Source organism: Kitasatospora sp. NPDC004745, assembly GCF_042873275.1.
Lineage (GTDB): Bacteria > Actinomycetota > Actinomycetes > Streptomycetales > Streptomycetaceae > Kitasatospora.
The window spans coordinates 54,598-74,447 of the sequence record NZ_JBIALK010000017.1 but is presented as its reverse complement, the minus strand read 5'-3'; the positions used below and the strand labels follow the sequence as shown (position 1 = coordinate 74,447).

Sequence of the window (19,850 nt, the reverse complement as noted above, 5' to 3'; positions counted from 1 at the left end):
AGGCCCGGGTCGCACGGACTCTCCCTACTGAAAGTAGGACGTGCTCTGGTAGCACCACTGACGCCTGACGAGGAATCATCTCCCTCGCAACGAGAAGAACACTAACACCCGAACACCGAAATGCCCAAGCCGCCCGATCCACCCCGGAAAAACGGAAAAGGCCCGGCACCCCGAAAGGCACCGGACCCCGTCCGGAATAGAGCGCCAGGCCCGGGTCGCACGGACTCTCCCTACTGAAAGTAGGACGTGCTCTGGTAGCACCACTGACGCCTGACGAGGAATCATCTCCCTCGCAACGAGAAGTACAGTACCAGCTCCGTGACCAGGCGCAGAACCGGAGGGGAACCCCGCATGACGAGCATTCGACCCGAGGTCGTTCCGTACGCGGACGGCAGGCTCATGGACGTCCACCGCCCGCCGGCCGGTGCCGCCGGGCCGGCTCCCGTGGTGCTGCTGTGGCACGGCCGCGGGGCCGACGAACGCGACGTGCTGCGGCCGCTCGCCCGGGAGGCGGCCGCGCTGGGTCTGCTGGTGTTCGTGCCGGACTGGCGCTCGGACGGGCCGGACGGCGGCCGCGCCGAGCTGCTCGCCTCGCTCGCGTGCGCCCGCCGCGAGGCCGCCGCCCACGGCGGGGACCCGGAGCGCCTCGTCCTGGCCGGCTGGTCGCTGGGCGGCCGGGAGGCCGTCGCCGTGGCCACCCGTCCGGACACCTCCGGTGGCACCCGCCCCGTCGCCGCCGTCGGGATCTCCTCCAGCTACGCCCGCCCCTCCGCCGTCACCGGCGACGCCCCGCTCGACCGGCTGGCCGCCGCCCCCTCCCCCGTACCGGTGTGGCTGGTGCACGGCACCGAGGACGAGGTCGTGGGCCCGGAGCACACCCGGAAGCTCGCCGAGGCCCTGCCGGCGGCCGTGCTGCTCGAACTCCCCACCGACCACGCGGGCGTGGTGATGACGGCCTACGACGCCGGGGCCGGCCGTTGCCTCCCGACGGACGACCCGGGCGTCCTGCACGCCGGCCGCCGGACCGCGGCCGTCCTCGCCGAGGCGGCCGGCCTCCGCTAGGCCGTGCCGCCCGGACCTCCCGCCCGGGCCGGTCAGGACACGCCCCCGCACCGTCCCCGGAACTCCAGGCCGGGGACCGTCACCGCGCCTCCGCGGCGGCGGAGGCATCGCTGCGGCTGCGGGTCAGCCGCCAGACCAGCTCCTCGCCGCTCCCGCCCGGGGCGGGGTGCTCGGCCGGGCGGCGGAGGCGTTCGGTGAACCCGAGGCGGGCCGGGACGGCACCGCTGGCGCGGTTGGCCGGGTCGTGGACGACCTCGACGTGGTCGACGCCGGGAAGGCGGAACGCCTGGTCGACCAGGGCGCGGGCGGTCCGGGTGGCCAGGCCGCGTCCGGTGGCGGCGGGGTGCAACCAGTAGCCGATCTCGAGGCCCTCGCCCGGGGCCTCCGCGCCGCGGAACAGCACGCCGACGCCGACGATCGCCCCGTCCACCACGATCGCGTAGCTGAACGCCTCGCCGCGGGCCCAGAGCTCCTGGCGACGGGCCAGAAACTCGGCGGTCCTGGCCAGGCTGTGCTCGGCGACCCAGGGCATCCACGGGCGCAGGTGCTCCAGCGACTCCTCGATGACCCGGAAGAACTCCGGGAGGTCCGCCTCGGCGTCGAACCGCCGAAGCGTCAGGTCGTCCAGTTCGATCACCTGCTGGGGAAGGTCCATGCCGGGAGGATCGTCCGGCGGCAGCACCGCCGCAACAGGATTTCGAGCTGCGCCCCGGCCGGCCGGCGGCGGCCGTCCCCGCCTCCCCGCCTCCCCGCCCCCCGCCCCGGCGGTCCTCAGCCGCCGGCGGAGAGGATGCGCAGGTCGCGGCCGCGCTCCAGGGCTTCGAGGTCGTGGTGCAGCGGGGAGCGGGGAACGGCGAGCACCGGGCAGGTCGCGTGGCGGACGCAGTACGCGGTGACGGAGGGGCGCAGCAGGCGGGAGAAGCAGCCCCTGCTCCGGCCGGCGCCGAGGACGAGCTGGTCCCCGGGCTGGTCGGCGCAGCGGACGAGGGAGTGCCCGGCGTCGCCGCGGACGGTCTGGCAGCGCAGGCGGACTCCGGCGTGACGGCCTGCGAACGCCTCGTCGAGGACCTGCCGGAGGCGGGTGGCGGCGGCCTCGCGGCTGGCGGTGAGGACCGGCGGGCAGGGCGTCCGGTGGTGGCCGAGCCCGTCGCCGGGCGGGATCCAGGCCAGGACGGCGAGGACCTCGGCGTCGGTCCGGCGGGCCTCGGCGACGGCGTGGTGGAGGGCGGTGAGGCTGCCGAGCGAGCCGCTCACGCCGACGACGAACCGGCCGGCCGCGCCGCCTCTTCCCCCGCCACCGATGTCTGCCATGGTCCCCGCCTTCCGCCGCGACCCGTACCGTCGCTCGCCCTCGACGTGCAACGCCGTACCGTGCCCTGCCACTGCCGAACATCGTGCCGTACCGCCGCCGTCGCGCGCCCTGTCGGAACCAGCGAACCCGGGTGCGCCGGGCACCGGGTGCGGTGTTGACGCGGTTCTGACGCGCGGGCCCGCGTTCCCTACGCGGACCTGACGGCTCAGGGGCCGGGCGCCTCGGCGTCCCAGAGGTCGGCGAACATCCGGTCGAGGTGTTCCTCGCCGATCGGCGGGACGGGCAGCGGGTGGGCGGCGCGGGCACGGAAGCCGTCGAGCAGCAGGGCGAGGTAGCGGCGCCAGAGGTCGGGGCGCAGTTCGGTGGCCGCGGGGAGGGCGCGGCAGAGCGGGCCGAGCAGGAACAGCAGGTCCATGGTGACCACGTCGCGCCGCATGGTGCCCTGCTCCTGGGCGCGGGCGATGAGCGCGCCGACGGTGGCGGCGTGCCGGCGGCTGATCTCGATCATGCCGGGGATGGCCGGGATGGCCTGGGTGACCAGGTCGTTGACGCCGCGGTCGGCGGCGACAAGTGCGAAGATCCGGCCGAAGTAGTCCTCGAGGCCGGTCCAGGCGTCGTCGGCGGCCAGTGCTTCGTCGCCGGCGCCGGCCAGTCCGGCGGCTGCGTCGGCGAAGACCTCGCCGATGAGGGCCTCGCGGGTCGGGAAGTGGCGGTAGAGGGTGGCGTTGCCGACGCCCGCCTGCTTGGCGATCTGGTCCAGGGGGACGTCGAGTCCGTGCCGGGCGAACATGTCGCGGGCGGTGGCGAGCAGGAGGTCGCGGTTGCGCTGCGCGTCACGCCGGAGCCGTCCCGGGGGGTTCGCGCTGCTCGGTGCCATGCCCCGACCCTAGCGCGTGTCCGACGGTCGCCGCCGGGCGTGCGGCGCCGGGGCGGGGCGGAGCCCGACCGGCCCTCGGGGGCGGCGTGTCCGGGCTCCCGGTGCCCGGGCATCCGGCCCGGCGGCCTCGGCGGGGAAGTGTGCCGGGGCCACCGGGATCGGAGGGCTCGGCCTACGGCCGCCGGCTGCGGGCGGCCCGGCGTCCGGTCGAGCGAAGGCGCGAGCGGAGGTGCGGGCGGAGGTCCGAGCGGAGGTGCGGGCGGGCCCGGGCGGCTCGGGGCGAGCGCGCCGGGCGGTTCAGCAGCCCTGGTCGATCAGGGAGAACGAGGCGTAGTGGTCGCCGGTGTAGTAGTCCTCCTGGTAGGCCTCGCCGGTGATGATCCGCCGGGCGCCGCGGGTCGGGGCGCCCGGCGTGATGACGGTGTACTCGTGGTAGTAGCCGTAGGACCGGCCGGGCAGGACGTGCTCTCTGTTCTGGAAGACGACGCCGTCCTGGGAGTACGGGAACGGCCCGTCGGTGGCGATCAGGTCGAGGGTGTCGGACGCCTCCGGGGGGAGGGCGGACAGACACACCGTGCCGCTCACGTCGGCGTGCGCGTCGGTGGCGACGGCAACGGGCGCGAGGGTCATCAGGGCGACGGCGGTGACGGCGGCAGCGCGGGACTTCCACGCGCGTAGAGTGCGAGTCATGCCCCTCAGTCTGGCGAGCCACCGACAACTCCGGAACCCCCGCGCGAAGTATTAACCACCGGGTAACTCCACTGTTCAGCAAGTGACTTGACCCGTATCCCGAGCCCGGCCGAACCACTCCCGCGCCGTCCACGAACCGCCCCGGCCCGCCCTGGGCCGACCGCCGTCGAACAACCGGAACCGCCGGTCGTCGGCCGCACTGTCGGCCTCCTCACACCTTGCCCCGGCTCCCGTTCCGCCCCCGCCCGGCCGCATAGAGTGCGGATCATGTCGGGCCGCAACGACCGCTGACGGGGTGGGCATGGGAACGGGCACGAGGGCAGGCACGGGAACCGGGACGGACGCCGGACTCCCGCTGACGGCCCGGCGGTTGATCGGACTGCTGGTCGACCCGGGCAGCTTCCGGGGCTGGGACGAACCGCCGGCCGGCCCGCCCGCCGACCCGGGCTACCGCGCCTCGCTCGACCGGGCGCGCGAACGCACCGGACTGGACGAGGCCGTCCTCACCGGCGCCGGCCTGGTCGACGGTCGGCCGGTGGCACTGGTGGCGTCCGAGTTCGGCTTCCTCGGCGGCTCCATCGGCGTCGCCACCGCCGAACGGATCACCCGCGCCGTCGAACGCGCCACCGCCGAGCGGCTGCCGCTGCTCGCCCTGCCGGTCTCCGGCGGCACGCGGATGCAGGAGGGATCGGCGGCCTTCCTCTGCATGCTGCGGATCACCGCCGCCGTCCAGGCCCACCGCGCGGCCGGCCTCCCCTATCTCAGCTACCTGCGGAACCCGACCATGGGCGGCGTCTTCGCCTCCTGGGGCACCCTCGGCCAGCTCGTGTTCGCCGAGCCGGGCGCCCGCCTCGGTTTCCTCGGCCCGCGCGTGTACGAGGAGCTGCGCGGCGTGGAGCTGCCCGCCGACGTCCAGCGGGCCGAGACCCTGGCCGAGCGCGGCCTGGTCGACGCCGTGGTGGCCCCCCAGGAGCTGCGCGAACTGCTCCGCCGCACGCTCGCCGTACTGACCACCACCCCCTCGCCCCTTCCTGCCTCCCCCCTCCCCGCTTCCGGTCTCCCCCTCCCTTCCGCTCCCCCTCCCTCCTCCTCCCCTCCCCTTCTCCCTTCCTCCCCCTCCGATCCCCCGGACGCCTGGGACTCCGTCCGGCGCACCCGCCGCCCCGACCGTCCGGGCACCCGCGAGCTGCTGCGCCACACCGCCGGGGACCTGGTGTTGCTGGACGCCCCCGGCGGGCGCGACGGCGCCCTCGTCCGCGCCCTCGCCGTGCTCGGCGGCCGGCCGGTGCTGGTCGTCGGGCAGCAGCGGCGGACCGCGGACCACGAGCGGCCCTTCACCGCCGCCGACCTGCGGGCCGTGCGGCACACCGCGCGGCTGGCCGAGGAGCTGGGGCTCCCCCTGGTCACCGTGGTGGACACCGCCGGTGCCGAACTGTCCGCCCAGGCGGAACTGGACGGGATCGCGATCGAGATCGCGCACTGCCTCACCACGCTGCTGGCACTGCGCACGCCCGTCCTGGCGGTGCTGCTCGGGCAGGGCTCCGGCGGGGGCGCGCTGGCACTGCTCCCCGCGGACCGGGTGATCGCGGCCGGGCACGCCTGGCTGGCGCCGCTGCCTCCGGAGGGCGCCTCGGCGATCGTCCACCGGGACGGCGGGCACGCCGCCGAGCTGGCCCGCGCCCAGGGCATCGGCGCGCACCAGCTGGCCGCGGTGGGGCTGGTGGACGAGGTGGTCGAGGAGCGCCCGGACGCCGCCGACGAGCCGGAGGCCTTCTGCGCCCGGCTCGGCGAGGCCGTCGGAGCGGCACTCGGCGGGTTGGCGGCCCTACCGGGGCCCGACCGCCTCGCGGCCCGGGCCGTACGGCACCGGCGCCTGGGCGACCTGCGCTGAGCCCGGGGCCCGGGCCACGCCGCACCGCACCGCACCGCAAAGGGCAACGCCCGGGCCGCACCGCACAGGCCAGGGATGAGGCCCGGGCCACACCGCGGGGGAGGTCCCGGGCCCTCCCTCGCCGACCCGGGGTGTGGCGCCGGTCTCAGCGGCGCCGAGATCGTCTGTACCCAAAGTGGCGCCCGCGAATCGGCGGGTGACGGCCGGAACGGGCCGCTCGGTGAGTGCGCTCACAGAGGAATCCCGTTTACGACGGCCGGTAGTGGCCGCGACGAAGCGCCCGGGCTGCCCGGACACCCCTCCGCGGCGGGACATCCGCGCAGCTCACATGGGGTCGGCGCGCCCACGCGCGGCCGACCCTTCGAATCCACGGCCCACCCCGCCCGTACGACCGGGGGTCGTAACGAGGGGGTCTTGGCGGCGGGCGATCCGGTCTGGCAACAATTGCTCCGTCGCCAGCCGCACCGGCTCCTGTCCCGCCGGTCAGCGGCTTATCGCCGAGTCACGCCCCGCGACCGATACGGCCCCTGTCCGGCCACGGTCCGAGACGGGGTGTGACCCGGCCCAACCTGATTGAGGTCTAGTTCTTCATGCCCGCTTTCAAGCTCCGTATGCGTACGTCCGCCGCAATTCTTGCCGGCGCCGCCGGTCTGACCGCCCTGGGTGCCGGCGTCCTGCCCGCCACCGCGAACGCCGCCACCGCCTCCCCGCAGGCCCTGGCCGCGCAGATCGTCCCGGCCAACCAGCTGGCCTCGTTCAGCCAGATCATCTCCCACGAGTCCGGCTGGAACGTGAAGGCGACCAACGCGAGCTCCGGCGCGTACGGCCTGGCGCAGGCCCTGCCGGGTTCCAAGATGGCCTCGGCCGGCGCCGACTGGAAGACCAACCCGGCCACCCAGATCAAGTGGGCGCTGGACTACATGAACTCCCGCTACGGCAGCCCGAACGCCGCCTGGGCGTTCTGGCAGAACCACCACTGGTACTAAGCCGACAGGATCGGCTCACCGACCACCACCCGTTTCCTGGCCACCTTCCCCCTCACCCCGGGGGTCGGACAGGGACCACCGGGGTGACCCGAGAGGGCCCGGGCCCGCGCGATCCGCGTGGCCCGGGCCCTGTCGCGGTTGACGGGGCACGACACCCTGTCGCAGTTGACGGGGCACGGCAGCACGTCGCGGTGGAAGGGGCGCGGCCCGTCACAGCTCGCCGGTGAGCCCGAGCAGTTCCCGCATCCGCGCGTACTTGGCAGCCAGCCGCTCGGCGGTCGCGGTGTCCAGCGCGGCGAGCCGGGCCGGGTCCGAGTTGTGCGCCAGATCGGCCCGCTTGACCAGCAGCGCCCCCGGTGTGGCCAGGATGCGCGCGGTGTACTCCTCGAGCGGCTCGTCGTCACCGCGGGTCAGCGCCTCCACGATCACCTTGGTGGCCGCGGGCAACGCGGCCCCGGCGAGCCACTCACGGCTCAGCCGGTCGTCCTCGACGGTGTCGTGCAACCAGCCCGCCGCGATCTGTTCCTCGGTGCCGCCGCGTGCGGCCGTCCCCCGGGCGACCGCCGCGATGTGCTCGCCGTACGGGTGGCCGTTCTTGTCGACCTGCCCCTCGTGCGCGCGCCGCGCGATCTTCTCCACCTCGGCCAGGCTCAGGTATTCGGGCTCCATCGCCTCATCGTAGGTCCCGGCCGGCCCGCCCGCCGGGGCCGGCGGCCCGGGCCCGGGCCCCTACCCGGCCGGTTCGCACGCACTGGTTTACTGCCGCGGGGCGGGCGACCCCCTCCCCGTCCGGCAGACCCGTCCGAGCGATCCGAGGAACCATGCCCGCCCTTCATCCCCTGCTGTCCGGCTTCGCCCCGATCTGGGCACTGACCGGGATCGGCTACCTGGTCGGCCGGAGCGGGCTGCTCGGGCCGCACGCGGAGGCGGTGCTCAGCCGGTTCGTGTTCCACGTCGCGATGCCGGCCGCACTCTTCCTGATGATCTCCCGCACCCCGCTGGACCGTTTCGCCAACCCCTCGATGCTGGCCTTCGCCGCCGGCACCGCCGTCGCGACCGGACTCGGACTGCTGGCGGCACGGCTGCTGTTCCACCGCAAGGCGGGCGAGGCGGCGATCGGCGCGATGGCCGCCGGGTACGTCAACTCGGCCAATCTCGGCATCCCGGTGGCCGTTCAGGTGCTCGGCGACGCCTCCTTCGTCGCGCCCGTCGTGCTGTTCCAGATCCTCTTCGTCACGCCCGCCGTCCTGGCCGTGCTCGACGGCGGCGCCGCCGGCCGCCGCGCGCTGCTCACCCTCCCGGTGCGCAACCCGATCCTGCTGGCCACCGCCCTCGGCGCCGTCGCCTCCGCCACGGGGCTGCACCTGCCCGCCGAGCTGAATCGTTCCTGCGAGCTGCTCGGCGGCGCCGGCGTGCCGACGGCCTTGGTCGCCCTCGGCATCTCGCTGCACAACCGCCCACCCGCCGCGGGCCGTTCGGGCCGCGCGGAGGTCGGGCTGAGCGTCGCGGTCAAGACGCTGGCACAGCCGCTGGTCGCGTTCGCGGTGGCAGGGCCGCTGCTCCACCTGCCCGCCCACCAACTGCTCACCGTGGTGCTGTTCTCCGCCCTGCCCACCGCGCAGAACGTCTACGTCTACGCCCGCGAGTACGGGCAGGCCACCGGGCTGGCCCGGGACGCGGTGCTCTGGTCGACGCTGGCGTCGATGGCCACCCTGTCGGTGATCAGCTGGTCCCTCGGTCCGGCCTGAGGACCGCCACCCGTCCGGTGGACCGGAGTTGACGGGCACGCAGGGACGCCGCCGGCCGGCACGGACGTGGCGGGTGACGCAGAAGCGGCGGGTGACGCGAAAGTGGCCGGAACCCGTCCGCTGCGCGACGGTCTTCCCTCATGCACCGGACAAAACCGCGGAACCCCGGTCGGCGCCGCGCTCCCGGTGGAATGCTGGCGCCCATGAGCCAACCGGACACCCGCGAAGCCGAGTTCCACCACTGCGCCTCCGTCGTCACCGTGCCGCAGGTCGACGTGGACCACTACAACACCGTCCCGCGCGGCGCCTTCCTGATCGAGCCGCGACTGCGCTGCGACCTCGCCGGCGGCCACAACGGCATCCACTCCGCGCTCGTCCAGGGCGTCGGCTTCGACCTGCACTGGGCCTCCTGGCCCGAGTACCTGGTCGAGGTCGCCCCGCGCTGCCCGGCCGTCGGACCGTTCGAGGGGCCGGAGCCGCCCCGCGATCCCAACATCTGCCTGCTGCGCCAGGACCACCCCGGACCGCACTACGGCTGGGACTGGTTCTGACGGTCCCCGCGGTCCCCGCGTTCCCCGCTCACTCCCGGCTGGCGGCGGCCACCACCTCGGTCATGACCTCCAGGAAGCGTCGGGCCGTCGCCAGCTCCGCCGGGTCGAACCGCCCCATCGCCCCGACCAGATCACCGATCAGCCCGCCGAAGAACTCCTCCCCCAGGCGCACCGCCCGCTCCTCGACCACCAGTCTGACCTTCCGCCGGTCCTCGGGGTCCCGCTCGCGGCGGATCAGGCCGAGCCGCTCCAGCCGGTCCACCAGGCCGGTGGTCCCCGCCGAGTTCAGCCGCAGCGCCTCCCCGAGCCGCCCCGGGGTCACCACCCGGCCGGCCCGAGCCGCGTCCAGCAGGTGGACGAGCGCGCGCAGATCGGTCGGATGAAGGCCGTTGCGGGACGCGAACTCGGCCCCGAACAGGTCGAGTTCGACTGTCAGACCGCGCAGCAGGTGGACCAGTCGCATCGGTTCCTCGGCCTCGGACACCCTCTCGTCCCTCCTCGGGCACGTGTGTGCCGGTATTCTCTCGCTCAGCGAGATACTTGTGCAACGAGTGATCAGCAGCAGACCCATCCTGCCCGCATCCTGCCCGCGGAGGCTCGCCTTGTCCGCATCCAGCGCCCGTTCCGCCCGCACCGGCCGTCGTTCGACCCGCACCTCACCCCCCGACCGCACGGCACCCTTCCTGGCCGCCTACGACGCCCTGCTGGACCGCTGGCCCGTCCCGGTCGAGCCGCTCACCGTCCGCACCGGGCACGGGACCACCCGGATCAACGCCTGCGGCCCCGCCGACGGACGCCCGCTCGTCCTGCTGCACGGCGGCGGCGCCACCTCCACCCTGTGGTCCGCCAACGCCGGCTCCTGGGCCGCCGCGGGGCACCGCGTCCTCGCCGTCGACCTCATCGGCGACCCGGGGCGCAGCGTCCACGACGGGCCCGCCCTCGCCGGCCTCCCCGGACTGCTCGGCTGGCTGGACGCCGTCCTCGACGGCCTCGGCGTCCCGCGGGCGGACCTCTGCGGCCACTCCTACGGCGCCTGGATCGCCCTCCAGTACACACTGCACGCACCCGACCGCGTCGACCGGCTCGCACTCCTCGACCCCACCCAGTGCTTCGCCGGCTTCCGCCCCGGCTACCTGCTGCACGCCCTGCCCCTGTTCCTGCCCGGTCGCAGCGCCGACCGCGCCCGCCGCTTCCTCGACTGGGAGACCGGCGGCGCCCGGCTCGACCCCGCCTGGCGCGAGGTGTACGCCCTCGGCCACTCCGACTTCCCCGCCTCCCGCGTCGTCACCGGCCCCCGCCCCACCCCGGACCGGCTGCGCACCCTCGCCGCCCCGACCCTCACCCTCCTCGCCGAGCACAGCCGGGTGCACGACGCCCATCGGGTCGCCCAGGCCGCCTGCCGCGCGCTGCCCGGCTCCACGGTGGACGTCCTCCCCGACGCCTCCCACCACGACCTGCCGATGGCCGCGGCCCCCGAGGTCAACCGACGGCTGACCGCGTTCCTCGCCACGCCACCGGCCTGACCGGACACCCGGGCCCCGAACCGCCACCCTGTGCACTCCGGCTCCCGATCGGCACACCCCGGGGCCGCCGCGCTCCTCAGGTGTCAGCGGTCACGGCGGCCCGGCTCCGGCGGAAGCTCCGGGAAGCCGCTGGTCCGGGCGTCCGGTCCTGAGGACTCAGGAGGAAGACACCGCCGACCACCGACGCGTGCCGACTCATCGTGTCCCTCGGCACTCAGGAGGTGCGGCCGAAGGCGGCCTCCAGCACCGTCGGGAGTTCGGCCTCCGGGACGGTGGCGCGCAGCTCCGCGAGGACTCCCGGCAGGTCCTCGTCGAGGATCCAGCCCCGGTGCTCCTCGCGCAACCGGTGGACGACCGCGACGAGTTCGGGCCGCAGACCCATCCAGCCGCGGGACTCCCGGACCTGCCGGTCCACCTGGTCCATGAACCAGCGCATCACCTCGTACGGCACGTCCCAGAAGGACTCCGACGGCCGGCCCCGGGTGGCGAAGGACACCGACGGCTGTTGCGCCGGATCCTCGTCGGGGACCACCGCCAGCACCAGGGCGCCGGCGTCGTCGACGCGGTGCAGCTCCAGGTGCCAGGCGTCCTCGGAGACGGAGTACAGCGCCGTGCTCACGAACCGGTCGTCGGGGGACGGGAGGGTCATGCCGGCATGCTGTCACGGGGGCCGGAGGGCCGACGAGTGGGTTTCCGCCGCCGGCCGGCCACCCCCCGGCCACCGGCCGACCGCCGACCGGGCGGCGCGGCCGCACCCCCGTACGGGCCGCGGCGCCGGCCGACCGGCCGGCTGCCGAGAGGCGTCAGTAGATCAGGTAGCCCGGGCGGTGCCCCTCGTCGTCGATCTCCCCGGTGGCCTGGGCCCGCAGCTTGCGGGACAGCGCCTCCAGGGCGCGGGAGGCGGCGACCTCCTCGCCGATCCTGGCGAGCGGACGGTCGTCCGCACTCTTCACGGACTCGCCGTGGGCGCTCAGGCCCGGCGCCCGGGCGCCCGTCAGCCTGGCGTCGCACGCCGTGTGCACACCGTCTTCCTCGAAGCTCAGCTCCACGTCCCACTGGTTGTGCATCCCACACCTCCTGGCGGCGGCCCCCTCCACGCCTGTCGGGACCGGCACGGACGGTGAGCCGTGGCGGCCGCTCACACCAGCGTGCGCCCGTCCCGCCCGTGGCGGCAAGCCCGGCGGCGGACGGCCCGACGGGCACCGCCGACCGTCCGCCGACCGGGCCCCGCCGCCGCCCCGGCGGTACGCTGACGGAAGCGCGCCGCGACCGCCGACCGGCCCCGGAACCCCACCGGCGCGGCGCCGGCAGCGACAACCGGGTGGTCCCTTCGTGGCGGTCTTCCTCCTCGCTCTCAGCGCCGCCTGCTGCCTGGGCCTCGGCTTCGTCCTCCAGCAGCACGCGGCGCAGCGGGCGCCCCGTGCCGACCTGCTGCACTGGCGGCTGCTGCTGGACCTGATGCGGATGCCCGAGTGGCTGCTCGGCACGGGCTTCATGGTCAGCGGCCTGATCCTGTCCGCGCTCGCCCTCAACCAGGGCGAGGTGTCCCTGGTCGAGCCGCTGCTCGCGACCAACCTGCTGTTCGCCATGGCGCTCTCCCGGGTGCTGACCCGTCAGAGCCTCGGCCGCTCGGGCTGGGCCGGGGTGCTGCTGCTCGGCCTGGGGGTGACGGCCTTCATCGTGGCGGGCAGACCGACCGGCGGCGGGGCTCCGGCCGGGGAGCTGCGGCACTGGCTGGTGGTCGGCACGGTCGTCGGGCTGACCCTGCTGCTGGTCTCGCTGGCCCGGCGGCTGCCGCTGTTCGAGGAGGCGACCCTGTTGGCGCTGGCCGCCGGGCTGCTCTACGGCCTCCAGGACGCGCTCACCCGCACCACCACGCAGCGCCTCGACCACGACGGGCTGGACGCGGTGCTGCGCAGCTGGCAGCCGTACGCGGTGGTGGCGGCGGGCGTGGTGGGGCTGCTGCTGGTGCAGAGCGCCTTCGAGGCCGCACCGCTGCGGATGTCCCTGCCCGCGCTGACCGCCGCCCAGCCGATCGCGGGCATCGCCTGCGCGGTCGGCTTCCTCGGCGACCGGTTGCGGGTGACGCCGGGCGCGCTGGCGTGGGAGGCGGCCGGGCTGGTGGCCATCGTCATCGGGGTGATCGTGATCGGACGCCACCCCGCGATGCCGGGGAGCGCCCGCGAGACGCCGGGAGCCGTCCCCGCCGCACCGGAGGGCACCGGGCCGTCCGCCGCGAGCGGACCGGACGGACCCGGCGCACCGGACGGACCGGGCGCACCGGGCGAGGGCTGCTCCGACGGTACGCCGTACCGCAAGGCCCCGGACGGGAACAGTGCCCGGGACGGGAACGGGAAGCAGGACGGAACCGGGGACCAGGACCCCGGCGGTGGCGGCAGCAGCAGGAAAGCCGGCTAGGCGGGCCGGGCCGATGTGCTGGAGCGCCCGGGCGGACGCCGTGGCCGGTGGGGTGATCGCCGGTGTCGGGGTGCTCTGCCTGATCCGTGCCCGGCGGGCCGGCCGGCCGCGGCGGCTCCTCCTGGCCTCGCTGCCCCTCGTCCTGGGGACGCACCAGCTGATCGAGGCGCTGGTCTGGCTCGATGCGGACGGCGGGCTGCCCGAGGGCGTCGGCGGTGCGGCGCGCACGGCCTGGGCGGTGATCGCGCTGCCGCTGCTGCCCGTGCTCGTACCCGTCGGTGTGTGGTGCGCGGCCACCGAATCGGACCACTCCGCCGGTCCGGCCCGCCGCGGCCGACCGGGGCCCGTCCTGGCCGTGCTCACTGTGCTCGGCGCGGCCGTCCGCCGTGCCGCTCGCGGTGGCCGTCGCGGCCCACCCGGTGACGGCCGCCGAGCACGGCCACACCCTCGGCTACGGCATCGGCGTCCCGCACCCCGCCCTCCTGCTCTCCGGCTACCTGCTGGCCACCATCGGCCCCCTCCTCGCCTCCGGCGACCGCCTGCTGCGCCGCCTCGGCCTGCTCACCGGCGCGGGCGCCGTGCTCTGTGCCCTGCTCTGGCGCCTCGCCTTCGTCTCCACCTGGTGCGCGCTGGCCGCAGTCGTGAGCCTCCTGCTCCTGCAGTGGTCGGGCCGCACCGCCGCGGACGACCGCGAGCGGCTCCCCCCGGCCACCGCCCCGCGCTGACCGCCCCCGCCGCCCCTCCGGCGGGCTACGGCCGCTGCACCCCCGCCCGGCTGCCCGGAGCTCCGCCGACACGGCCCCACGGAGGCGCGCCCGGCGCCGCACGGCCGACCGGAGCCCGGGGCCGGCCGCGGCTCAGTGGACCGGCACCGTCTCCCGTTCGGCCCGGCCGGCCGGGACCTCCGCGTCACAGCCGCGGTCCCGGTCGCGGTCTCGGCGGCCGTCCATCTCGCGCCACTCCGGGCGGAGGCCCGCGAGGTTGGTGGTGGCGAAGTACAGCAGACCGCCGGCGACCAGGGTGGGCATCAGGCCGACCAGGGCGACCGCCGCGCCGGCGAGGAGACCGCCGAGGGGGATCCCGGCCCAGGCGAGGGAGTCGCCCAGGGCGTGGACGCGGCCGAGCAGGTGGCGCGGCACCCGCTCGAAGAGGACGGCGCCGAGGATCGGGTTGAGGAACCCGGAGCCGAACCCGCCGACCGCGAAGACCGTGAGCACCACCCACATCGGTGCACCGGCGGCGAGCACCAGGAAGCGCGGCGCCCCGGCCAGCAGGAACCCGGCGAAGAAGACGGCCCGGCGGGGCAGCCGGTGGGCGACGGCCGCGGCGATCAGGCTGCCGGCCACGGCGGCGATGCCCATCGCGCTGGCGGTCAGGCCGATCGCGGCCGGGCCGTTCCCGGACTCCCGCGCCCAGACCGGCACCAGGACCGTCATGAACCCGGCGTCGAGCAGATTGGTGATGCCGACCATCACGATCACGGTGAGCAGCAGCGGCTCGGAGCGCAGGAAGGCGAGGCCCTCCCGGAACATCCGCCAGTAGCCGGGCCGTTCGGCCTCCTCCGCCACGGCAACACCCCCGGAAGCACCCTCGGCAGCGCCCCCGTCCGGGCTCCCCGCCGGGCTCCCGGACGCGGCGGCCGGGACCGCCGCCCGGCCCATGCCGCGGGGCAGCGCGAGAGCGATGACGAGGGAGCCGAGGGCGAAGGTGGCCGCGTTGACCGCGAGCCCCGCCATCGGGCCCGTCAGCGCGACCAGCCCGCCGCCGACCGCCGGCCCGACCGTGGAGGCCAGCCGTTCGGTGACCCCGGACAGCCCGGTGGCCCGCTCCAGCGGCACGCGGGCGGCGTCGGCGGCCTCCGGGACCATGACCGACTTGGCGAGGTCCCCCGGGCCCCGCATCGCGCCGATCACCGCGACCACCGCCAGCAGGAGCCAGAACGGCAGCAGCCCCTGCGCGTGCAGCAGCGGGACCAGGCCGGCGGCGACCGCACTCACCGCGTCCGTCGTCCAGGACACCACGCGCGGGCCGAGGCGGTCGACCAGCGGCCCGGTCAGGGCCTTGACCAGGACGTAGGGCGTCATCTCCGCGAAGGCGACCAGGCCCGTCATGGTGGCACTGCCGGTGGTGGCGAGGACGAACCAGGGCAGGGCGATCGCGGAGATCCGGGTGCCGGTCAGGGAGACGGCGGTGGCGGCGAGCACCCCGGCCAGCGGGCGGAGGCTGCGCGCGGACGGCGCGGCGGTGGCCGCCCCGGTGGTCGCGGCGGCGGTCATCGGGGCTCCTCCGCCGCGGGCTCGGCCTGCGGCTCGGGCAGCACGTGCAGGACCACGGCCACCGGCTCGGCGCCCTCCGGCGCCGGACCGGCGGTGTCGACCCGGCGGTACCGGCCGATCACGGTGGAGAGTTCGGCGGAGAGCTGCTCGGCCTCGTCCGGGGTGATCAGCAGCACGAGGTCGCTCAGGTCGACCGTCCTGCGCCAGTCGCGCGGCATCGTCTCGAAGGCGTCCAGCGCGCGCTGGCCGAGCAGGGTGTGGGCGGCCAGGACGGACCGCAGGAAGCCGACGGCCGTGTCGGGCTCCTCGTCGGCAAGCTCGTCGCCCGTCCAGACGGTGAGCGGGTGCGAGGACCGCCACCAGCGCTCGCGGGCGTTGCCGCGCTCCGGATCCTCCTCGACGAAGCCCGCGGCGGCGAGCTGGCGCAGGTGGTAGCTGGTGGCCCCGGAGTTCAGGCCCAGCTGTTCGGCCAGCCTGGTCGCGGTGGACGGCCCGTGCTTGCGCAGCAGCCCGACCAGCTGCATCCGCACGGGGTGGGCCATCGCCCGCATGCCCCTGGCGGTGAGGACGGCGTGCGGGTCGTCGCTGTGCTTCCAGCCGCTTTCATCGGTCATGGCAGGAGCGTACGACCGCAAAGGACTCTTTGCAAAGGGTTTTTTGCGAAGGCCTCTTTGCGGTTCGCTCCCCGGCGGCCGGCTTCGCCGCGGTCAGGTCCCCTGCGGCCGGCTTCCGCGCAGTCAGGTCCCCTGCGGCCGGCTTCCCCGCGGGCGCGGCGTTCCCCCGGCTCAGTCGTGCGCCACCGCCAGCAACAGCACCACCGTCAGCCCGCCGCCGGGCGTCGGCTCGACCGCGACCCGCCCGCCCGCCGCCAGCACCAGGCTGTGCACCGTGGGCCCGACCGGCCCGTCCGGGCGCACGCCCGCGAGCAGCCACTCCCGCGCCTCGGGCAGCGCGTCCGTCCCCCGGTCGGACACCCGTATCTCCACCCGCCCGCGCGGGCGGGCCGCCGCGCCCAGCCCCGCCGCCACCAGCTCGTCCGCCGCCGGCCCCGGCCCGCCCGCCACCTCGGCCCGGACCAGCACCCGCCCGCCCGGCGGGTTGCGCCGGACGGCGTGGTCGACCAGGCCCGCCAGCGCGGCCTCCAGCCGGCGGGCGTCCCCGGCCACCACCGGCAGCCCGGGCGCGACCCGGACCGTCACGGCCGCGGCGCGGCCGCCGCCGCGCACCACCCGGCGCACCACCTCGGCCACCTGGACGTGCCGTGCCCGCGGTTCGCAGCCGCTCTGCCGGCCGGTCCAGCCCAGCCGCTCCAGCTCCGGCCCGGACAGCGCCCGCGGCCCCGCCATCGCCCCCGGGTGGAAGGGCCCCGGGGCCTCGTCCACCGCCCCGCCGCCGGCCCGTCCCGGAACGCCCCGGGCGCCGAGCGCCCGGGCCCCCGACGCGACGTAGCCCCAGAGCTTCCCGCGTGCCATCGCCCTGCCCCTCGTGCTTCTCCGGCGGCCGTCCCCGGTACGGCGGCCCACCGCTGCGGGCCGCTTCCCAGGCCCTCCTGCCAGCCTGCGCCTCCCCCGCCCCGGTGACAATCCGGCTCGGGGGCCGGCGGCCGCGCGCCGCCCCCGCCGAGCGGCCGGTCGGGCACCCGCCGACCGGCGGGGCGGCCCGTCGCAACGGGCCCGACCGGCCCCGGGACCCCTCCGGACCGCACCCGGCGGCCCGGTGGAGGTCTCGTGGAGGAGTACCGGAGGACCCGCGCAGGAGGGCCCGGCAGCGGGCGGCGGCGGCCCGGACCGCGCCCCGGGCCGGGTCCCGGGGCAGGACCTAGACTGACCCCATGCCCCGGCTCAACGACCAGGTGCGGGAGCTGCTCCAGGAGTACGCCGACCTGATCAACATCACCGGTGGGGACGCCTTCCGGGCCCGCGCCTACGAGAAGGCCGCCCGCGCGGTCGGCGGCCACCCCGAGGACCTCGCCGGCCTGGACGCCAAGGGCCTGCAGCGCATCCCCGGGGTCGGCAGGTCCACCGCCGAGAAGGTCGCCGAGTACCTGTCCACCGGGAGCATCACCGCCCTGGACGAGCTGCGCGCCGAGATCCCGCCCGGCGTGCGGGAGATGATGGCGGTGCCCGGCGTCGGCCCCAAGCGGGCCCTCGCCCTCCACCGCGACCTCGGCCTCGCCTCCGTCGACGACCTGGCCGAGGCGGTCCGCGCCGACCGGCTGTCCGACGTGGCCGGGTTCGGCGAGCGCAGCGGCGAGAAGATCCTGCACGGCATCGAGGTGATGCGGCAGTCCGGCGGACGCAGCCTGCTCGACGCGGCCACCGAGCTCGCCGAACAGCTCGTCGCCGTGCTCTCCGCCGTCCCCGGCTGCACCCGCTGTGCGTACGCGGGTTCGCTGCGCCGGATGCGCGAGACGGTCGGCGACATCGACGTGCTGGCGACCGCCGCCGACTCCGCGCCGCTGATGGCCGCGCTGACCGGACTCCCGTACGTGGCCGAGGTGATCGGCAGCGGGCCGACCAAGACCTCGGTGCGCACCACCGGGGGCGTGCAGGTGGACCTGCGGGTCGTCCCCGAGGAGGACTGGGGCGCGGCGCTCCTCTACTTCACCGGCTCGAAGGCGCACAACGTCAGACTCCGCACGATGGCCGTCCGGACCGGGCTGAAGCTCTCCGAGTACGGGCTGTTCGAGGTCGACGGCGGGGCCAAGGTGGTCTCGGCGACCGAGGAGGAGGTGTACGCGGCGCTCGGCCTGCCCTGGATCGCGCCGCCGCTGCGCGAGGACCGGGGCGAGATCGAGGCCGCCCTGCGCGGCGAACTCCCGGACCTCGTACAGGAGTCGGACCTGCGCGGCGACCTGCACACGCACACCGACCTGACCGACGGACTGGCCACCCTGGAGGAGATGGTCGACACCGCCGCCGCCCGCGGCTACTCGTACTACGCCGTCACCGACCACGCCCCGGACCTGGTGATGCAGCGGATGACCGACGAGAAGATGCTCGCGCAGCGCGAACGGCTGCGCGCCCTCGCCGGCCGCCACCGCCGGCTGCGCCTGCTGCACGGCACCGAGCTGAACATCGGCCCGGACGGCGGGGTGGACTGGCCGGCCGACTTCCTGGCCGGTTTCGACGTCTGCGTGGCCTCCGTCCACTCGCACTTCACGGCCGGCCGCGACGCCCAGACCCGTCGGCTGATCCGTGCCTGCGAGAACCCGTACGTGCACGTCATCGGCCACCTCACCACCCGGCGGATCGGCCGGCGCGGGCCGATCGACGTCGACCTGGACGCGGTGTTCGCGGCCGCCGCTCGCACCGGCACCGCGATCGAGGTCAACAGCTCCCCGCAGCGCCTCGACCTGCGCGACGAGGACGTGCTGCGGGCGAAGCGGCACGGCGTCCGATTCTCGATCGACAGCGACGCCCACGCCACCGGCCAGCTCGCCTACCCGCGCTTCGGCGTGGGCACGGCGCAGCGCGGCGGGCTCACCGCCGAGGACGTGATCAACACCTGGCCGTGGCAGCGGCTGAAGCGCTTCCTCCGCAAGGACGCGCTGCGCTGAGCCGCACCACCCCGCGCCGCGACGGCCGCCCCGCCACGAACGACCCCGGCCCGTCCCTCCCCGACCCACCCCGCCCCGCTCACCCCCCGGCGAACGAGGCCCCCGGCGAGGCGAGCACCCGGGCCGCCGTGCGGTGCCCGAGCGCGGCCGCCCCGGAGAGGTCGCCGGTCTCCAGGAACCCGGCGAGGAACCCGGCGGCGAAGGCGTCCCCCGCGCCGGTGAGGTCGCGCACCTCGCTCACCGGTGGCACCGGTACGGTGCGCAGCTCCTCCCCCGGCGCGTCGACGGTGGTCGGCTCGGCGCCCGCCTTGGTGACCACCGTGGTGGCCGGCAGGCCGGCCCGCTCCGGCCCCGGCAGCCCGCCCGCCAGCAGTCCGAGGAACTCGGACTCGGAGCGGTTGGCGAACACGAAGGTCGGTGCCAGCCCGGCCAGCAGGGCGAGGAAGCGCTCCCGCCCGTACCGCTCCAGCATCCCGGTGGAGGAGGCGTCGACGGAGGTGGTGCCGCCGGCCCTGCGGACCCGGGCGAGCGCGTCCACCGCCGTGCGGCCGACCGGATCGCCGTCGAAGGAGTAGGCGGGCACGTGGAGGTGGGTCAGGCCGGCCAGCCACGCGTCGGGCACCCGTTCCAGCAGCGTGGCCGCGCCGCGGTCGGGCAGCATGGTCCGCTCGCCGTCCGGGTCGATCAGGACCACGACGCTGCCGGTCCGGCCGCGCCGCTGCACCCTCACGTCCACGCCGTGGCCGGCCAGTTCGGCCACCACGGCGTCGCCGACCGGGTCGTCGCCGACGCAGCCGAGGAACCGGGCCGGACACCGCCCGGCGGCGAAGCCCGCCACGTTGGCCGCGCTGCCGCCGCGGCGCCGGAACACCCGGGCCGGCGAGTCGGTGCCGTGGCGCAGCGGCCCGTCGACCCAGACGACGACGTCCTCGACGAGGTCGCCGAGCACCCCGAGCA

Annotated in this window: 20 protein-coding genes and 2 pseudogenes; 10 read left to right on the top strand and 12 right to left on the bottom strand. The window is 75.9% G+C overall.

Features of this window, described 5'->3' with window-relative positions:
• Nucleotides 1-351: 351 nt before the first annotated feature.
• Nucleotides 352-1,062 (top strand): alpha/beta hydrolase family protein, encoded by a 711-nt coding sequence (locus ACFYUY_RS25345; protein ID WP_387903920.1) that lies wholly within the window; start codon nt 352-354, stop codon nt 1,060-1,062.
• A gap of 79 nt (nt 1,063-1,141) precedes the next feature.
• Here the strand turns inward: ACFYUY_RS25345 and ACFYUY_RS25340 are convergent, their stop codons facing one another.
• The 4 genes from ACFYUY_RS25340 to ACFYUY_RS25325 form a co-directional block, all read right to left on the bottom strand.
• Nucleotides 1,142-1,717 (bottom strand): GNAT family N-acetyltransferase, encoded by a 576-nt coding sequence (locus tag ACFYUY_RS25340; protein ID WP_387903917.1) that lies wholly within the window; start codon nt 1,715-1,717, stop codon nt 1,142-1,144.
• A gap of 116 nt (nt 1,718-1,833) precedes the next feature.
• Entirely contained in the window at nt 1,834-2,373 is a 540-nt protein-coding gene (locus ACFYUY_RS25335; RefSeq protein WP_387903914.1) for a universal stress protein, read from the bottom strand.
• A 206-nt stretch (nt 2,374-2,579) separates the two neighbouring features.
• Nucleotides 2,580-3,251, bottom strand: a complete 672-nt coding sequence (locus ACFYUY_RS25330) for a helix-turn-helix domain-containing protein (protein WP_360211444.1) — start codon at nt 3,249-3,251, stop codon at nt 2,580-2,582.
• 297 nt (nt 3,252-3,548) lie between these two features.
• Nucleotides 3,549-3,941 carry a ribonuclease gene (locus ACFYUY_RS25325; RefSeq protein WP_387903911.1) on the bottom strand — a complete coding sequence of 131 codons (393 nt, stop codon included), beginning with the start codon at nt 3,939-3,941 and terminating at the stop codon, nt 3,549-3,551.
• Nucleotides 3,942-4,242: 301 nt separating this feature from the next.
• On the opposite strand from ACFYUY_RS25325, the gene ACFYUY_RS25320 reads away from it, so the two are divergent.
• On the top strand, nt 4,243-5,832 hold the full coding sequence (locus tag ACFYUY_RS25320) for a carboxyl transferase domain-containing protein (RefSeq protein ID WP_387903908.1): 1,590 nt from the start codon (nt 4,243-4,245) through the stop codon (nt 5,830-5,832).
• Between the two features lie 611 nt (nt 5,833-6,443).
• Nucleotides 6,444-6,818 (top strand): transglycosylase SLT domain-containing protein, encoded by a 375-nt coding sequence (locus ACFYUY_RS25315; protein WP_360211448.1) that lies wholly within the window; start codon nt 6,444-6,446, stop codon nt 6,816-6,818.
• 210 nt (nt 6,819-7,028) lie between these two features.
• On the opposite strand, the gene ACFYUY_RS25310 is transcribed toward ACFYUY_RS25315, so the two are convergent.
• Complete coding sequence (locus ACFYUY_RS25310; protein WP_360211450.1) at nt 7,029-7,487, bottom strand: HD domain-containing protein; 459 nt, start codon at nt 7,485-7,487, stop codon at nt 7,029-7,031.
• A gap of 152 nt (nt 7,488-7,639) precedes the next feature.
• Between ACFYUY_RS25310 and ACFYUY_RS25305 the strand changes: the two genes are divergently transcribed.
• Together ACFYUY_RS25305 and ACFYUY_RS25300 are read left to right on the top strand one after the other, a co-directional pair.
• Complete coding sequence (locus ACFYUY_RS25305; RefSeq protein ID WP_360211452.1) at nt 7,640-8,566, top strand: AEC family transporter; 927 nt, start codon at nt 7,640-7,642, stop codon at nt 8,564-8,566.
• A gap of 203 nt (nt 8,567-8,769) precedes the next feature.
• A complete protein-coding gene (locus ACFYUY_RS25300) occupies nt 8,770-9,117 on the top strand; it encodes a hypothetical protein (protein WP_360211454.1) in 348 nt (115 codons plus the stop codon).
• Between the two features lie 28 nt (nt 9,118-9,145).
• Here ACFYUY_RS25300 and ACFYUY_RS25295 read toward each other — a convergent pair whose 3' ends face one another.
• Complete coding sequence (locus ACFYUY_RS25295; RefSeq protein WP_387903902.1) at nt 9,146-9,601, bottom strand: MarR family winged helix-turn-helix transcriptional regulator; 456 nt, start codon at nt 9,599-9,601, stop codon at nt 9,146-9,148.
• A gap of 118 nt (nt 9,602-9,719) precedes the next feature.
• Between ACFYUY_RS25295 and ACFYUY_RS25290 the strand changes: the two genes are divergently transcribed.
• On the top strand, nt 9,720-10,640 hold the full coding sequence (locus ACFYUY_RS25290) for an alpha/beta fold hydrolase (protein ID WP_387903900.1): 921 nt from the start codon (nt 9,720-9,722) through the stop codon (nt 10,638-10,640).
• 214 nt (nt 10,641-10,854) lie between these two features.
• Here the strand turns inward: ACFYUY_RS25290 and ACFYUY_RS25285 are convergent, their stop codons facing one another.
• Both ACFYUY_RS25285 and ACFYUY_RS25280 read right to left on the bottom strand, forming a co-directional pair.
• The gene (locus tag ACFYUY_RS25285) at nt 10,855-11,289 is read right to left on the bottom strand and encodes a hypothetical protein (RefSeq protein WP_387903897.1); all 435 of its coding nucleotides are present in this window, start codon (nt 11,287-11,289) and stop codon (nt 10,855-10,857) included.
• Nucleotides 11,290-11,443: 154 nt separating this feature from the next.
• Nucleotides 11,444-11,707, bottom strand: coding sequence for a dsRBD fold-containing protein (locus ACFYUY_RS25280; protein WP_360211460.1), 264 nt, complete (start codon nt 11,705-11,707; stop codon nt 11,444-11,446).
• 265 nt (nt 11,708-11,972) lie between these two features.
• Here ACFYUY_RS25280 and ACFYUY_RS25275 point away from each other — a divergent pair.
• The 3 genes and pseudogenes from ACFYUY_RS25275 to ACFYUY_RS25265 all read left to right on the top strand — a co-directional run.
• A pseudogene (locus ACFYUY_RS25275) lies at nt 11,973-12,833 on the top strand (DMT family transporter); the annotation flags it as partial.
• Nucleotides 12,834-13,071: 238 nt separating this feature from the next.
• Nucleotides 13,072-13,302 (top strand): annotated as a pseudogene (locus ACFYUY_RS25270) (DUF6629 family protein); the annotation flags it as partial.
• 142 nt (nt 13,303-13,444) lie between these two features.
• Nucleotides 13,445-13,783, top strand: coding sequence for a DUF6629 family protein (locus ACFYUY_RS25265; protein ID WP_387903895.1), 339 nt, complete (start codon nt 13,445-13,447; stop codon nt 13,781-13,783).
• Between the two features lie 132 nt (nt 13,784-13,915).
• Here ACFYUY_RS25265 and ACFYUY_RS25260 read toward each other — a convergent pair whose 3' ends face one another.
• From ACFYUY_RS25260 to ACFYUY_RS25250, 3 genes are all read right to left on the bottom strand, one after another.
• Entirely contained in the window at nt 13,916-15,334 is a 1,419-nt protein-coding gene (locus ACFYUY_RS25260) for an MFS transporter (protein WP_387903892.1), read from the bottom strand.
• Complete coding sequence (locus ACFYUY_RS25255; protein ID WP_360211464.1) at nt 15,331-15,948, bottom strand: helix-turn-helix domain-containing protein; 618 nt, start codon at nt 15,946-15,948, stop codon at nt 15,331-15,333. Before ACFYUY_RS25255 ends, ACFYUY_RS25260 begins: the two co-directional genes overlap by 4 nt.
• A 171-nt stretch (nt 15,949-16,119) precedes the next feature.
• A complete protein-coding gene (locus tag ACFYUY_RS25250) occupies nt 16,120-16,806 on the bottom strand; it encodes an ATP-binding protein (RefSeq protein WP_360211466.1) in 687 nt (228 codons plus the stop codon).
• A 359-nt stretch (nt 16,807-17,165) separates the two neighbouring features.
• Between ACFYUY_RS25250 and polX the strand changes: the two genes are divergently transcribed.
• Nucleotides 17,166-18,893, top strand: a complete 1,728-nt coding sequence (gene polX, locus ACFYUY_RS25245) for a DNA polymerase/3'-5' exonuclease PolX (protein WP_387903888.1) — start codon at nt 17,166-17,168, stop codon at nt 18,891-18,893.
• A 79-nt stretch (nt 18,894-18,972) separates the two neighbouring features.
• On the opposite strand, the gene ACFYUY_RS25240 is transcribed toward polX, so the two are convergent.
• Nucleotides 18,973-19,842, bottom strand: a complete 870-nt coding sequence (locus ACFYUY_RS25240; protein WP_360211470.1) for a PfkB family carbohydrate kinase — start codon at nt 19,840-19,842, stop codon at nt 18,973-18,975.
• Between the last annotated feature and the right edge of the window lie 8 nt (nt 19,843-19,850).

Excerpts from the sequence above, each read along its gene's own strand:
- ACFYUY_RS25250 (WP_360211466.1), bottom strand. The coding sequence starts at position 16,806 with ATGGCACGCGGGAAGCTCTGGGGCTACGTCGCGTCGGGGGCCCGGGCG.
- ACFYUY_RS25335 (WP_387903914.1), bottom strand. The coding sequence starts at position 2,373 with ATGGCAGACATCGGTGGCGGGGGAAGAGGCGGCGCGGCCGGCCGGTTC.
- ACFYUY_RS25330 (WP_360211444.1), bottom strand. The coding sequence starts at position 3,251 with ATGGCACCGAGCAGCGCGAACCCCCCGGGACGGCTCCGGCGTGACGCG.
- ACFYUY_RS25310 (WP_360211450.1), bottom strand. The coding sequence starts at position 7,487 with ATGGAGCCCGAATACCTGAGCCTGGCCGAGGTGGAGAAGATCGCGCGG.
- ACFYUY_RS25285 (WP_387903897.1), bottom strand. The coding sequence starts at position 11,289 with ATGACCCTCCCGTCCCCCGACGACCGGTTCGTGAGCACGGCGCTGTAC.
- ACFYUY_RS25345 (WP_387903920.1), top strand. The coding sequence starts at position 352 with ATGACGAGCATTCGACCCGAGGTCGTTCCGTACGCGGACGGCAGGCTC.
- ACFYUY_RS25280 (WP_360211460.1), bottom strand. The coding sequence starts at position 11,707 with ATGCACAACCAGTGGGACGTGGAGCTGAGCTTCGAGGAAGACGGTGTG.
- ACFYUY_RS25260 (WP_387903892.1), bottom strand. The coding sequence starts at position 15,334 with ATGACCGCCGCCGCGACCACCGGGGCGGCCACCGCCGCGCCGTCCGCG.
- ACFYUY_RS25325 (WP_387903911.1), bottom strand. The coding sequence starts at position 3,941 with ATGACTCGCACTCTACGCGCGTGGAAGTCCCGCGCTGCCGCCGTCACC.
- ACFYUY_RS25300 (WP_360211454.1), top strand. The coding sequence starts at position 8,770 with ATGAGCCAACCGGACACCCGCGAAGCCGAGTTCCACCACTGCGCCTCC.
- polX (WP_387903888.1), top strand. The coding sequence starts at position 17,166 with ATGCCCCGGCTCAACGACCAGGTGCGGGAGCTGCTCCAGGAGTACGCC.
- ACFYUY_RS25340 (WP_387903917.1), bottom strand. The coding sequence starts at position 1,717 with ATGGACCTTCCCCAGCAGGTGATCGAACTGGACGACCTGACGCTTCGG.
- ACFYUY_RS25305 (WP_360211452.1), top strand. The coding sequence starts at position 7,640 with ATGCCCGCCCTTCATCCCCTGCTGTCCGGCTTCGCCCCGATCTGGGCA.
- ACFYUY_RS25315 (WP_360211448.1), top strand. The coding sequence starts at position 6,444 with ATGCGTACGTCCGCCGCAATTCTTGCCGGCGCCGCCGGTCTGACCGCC.
- ACFYUY_RS25320 (WP_387903908.1), top strand. The coding sequence starts at position 4,243 with ATGGGAACGGGCACGAGGGCAGGCACGGGAACCGGGACGGACGCCGGA.
- ACFYUY_RS25255 (WP_360211464.1), bottom strand. The coding sequence starts at position 15,948 with ATGACCGATGAAAGCGGCTGGAAGCACAGCGACGACCCGCACGCCGTC.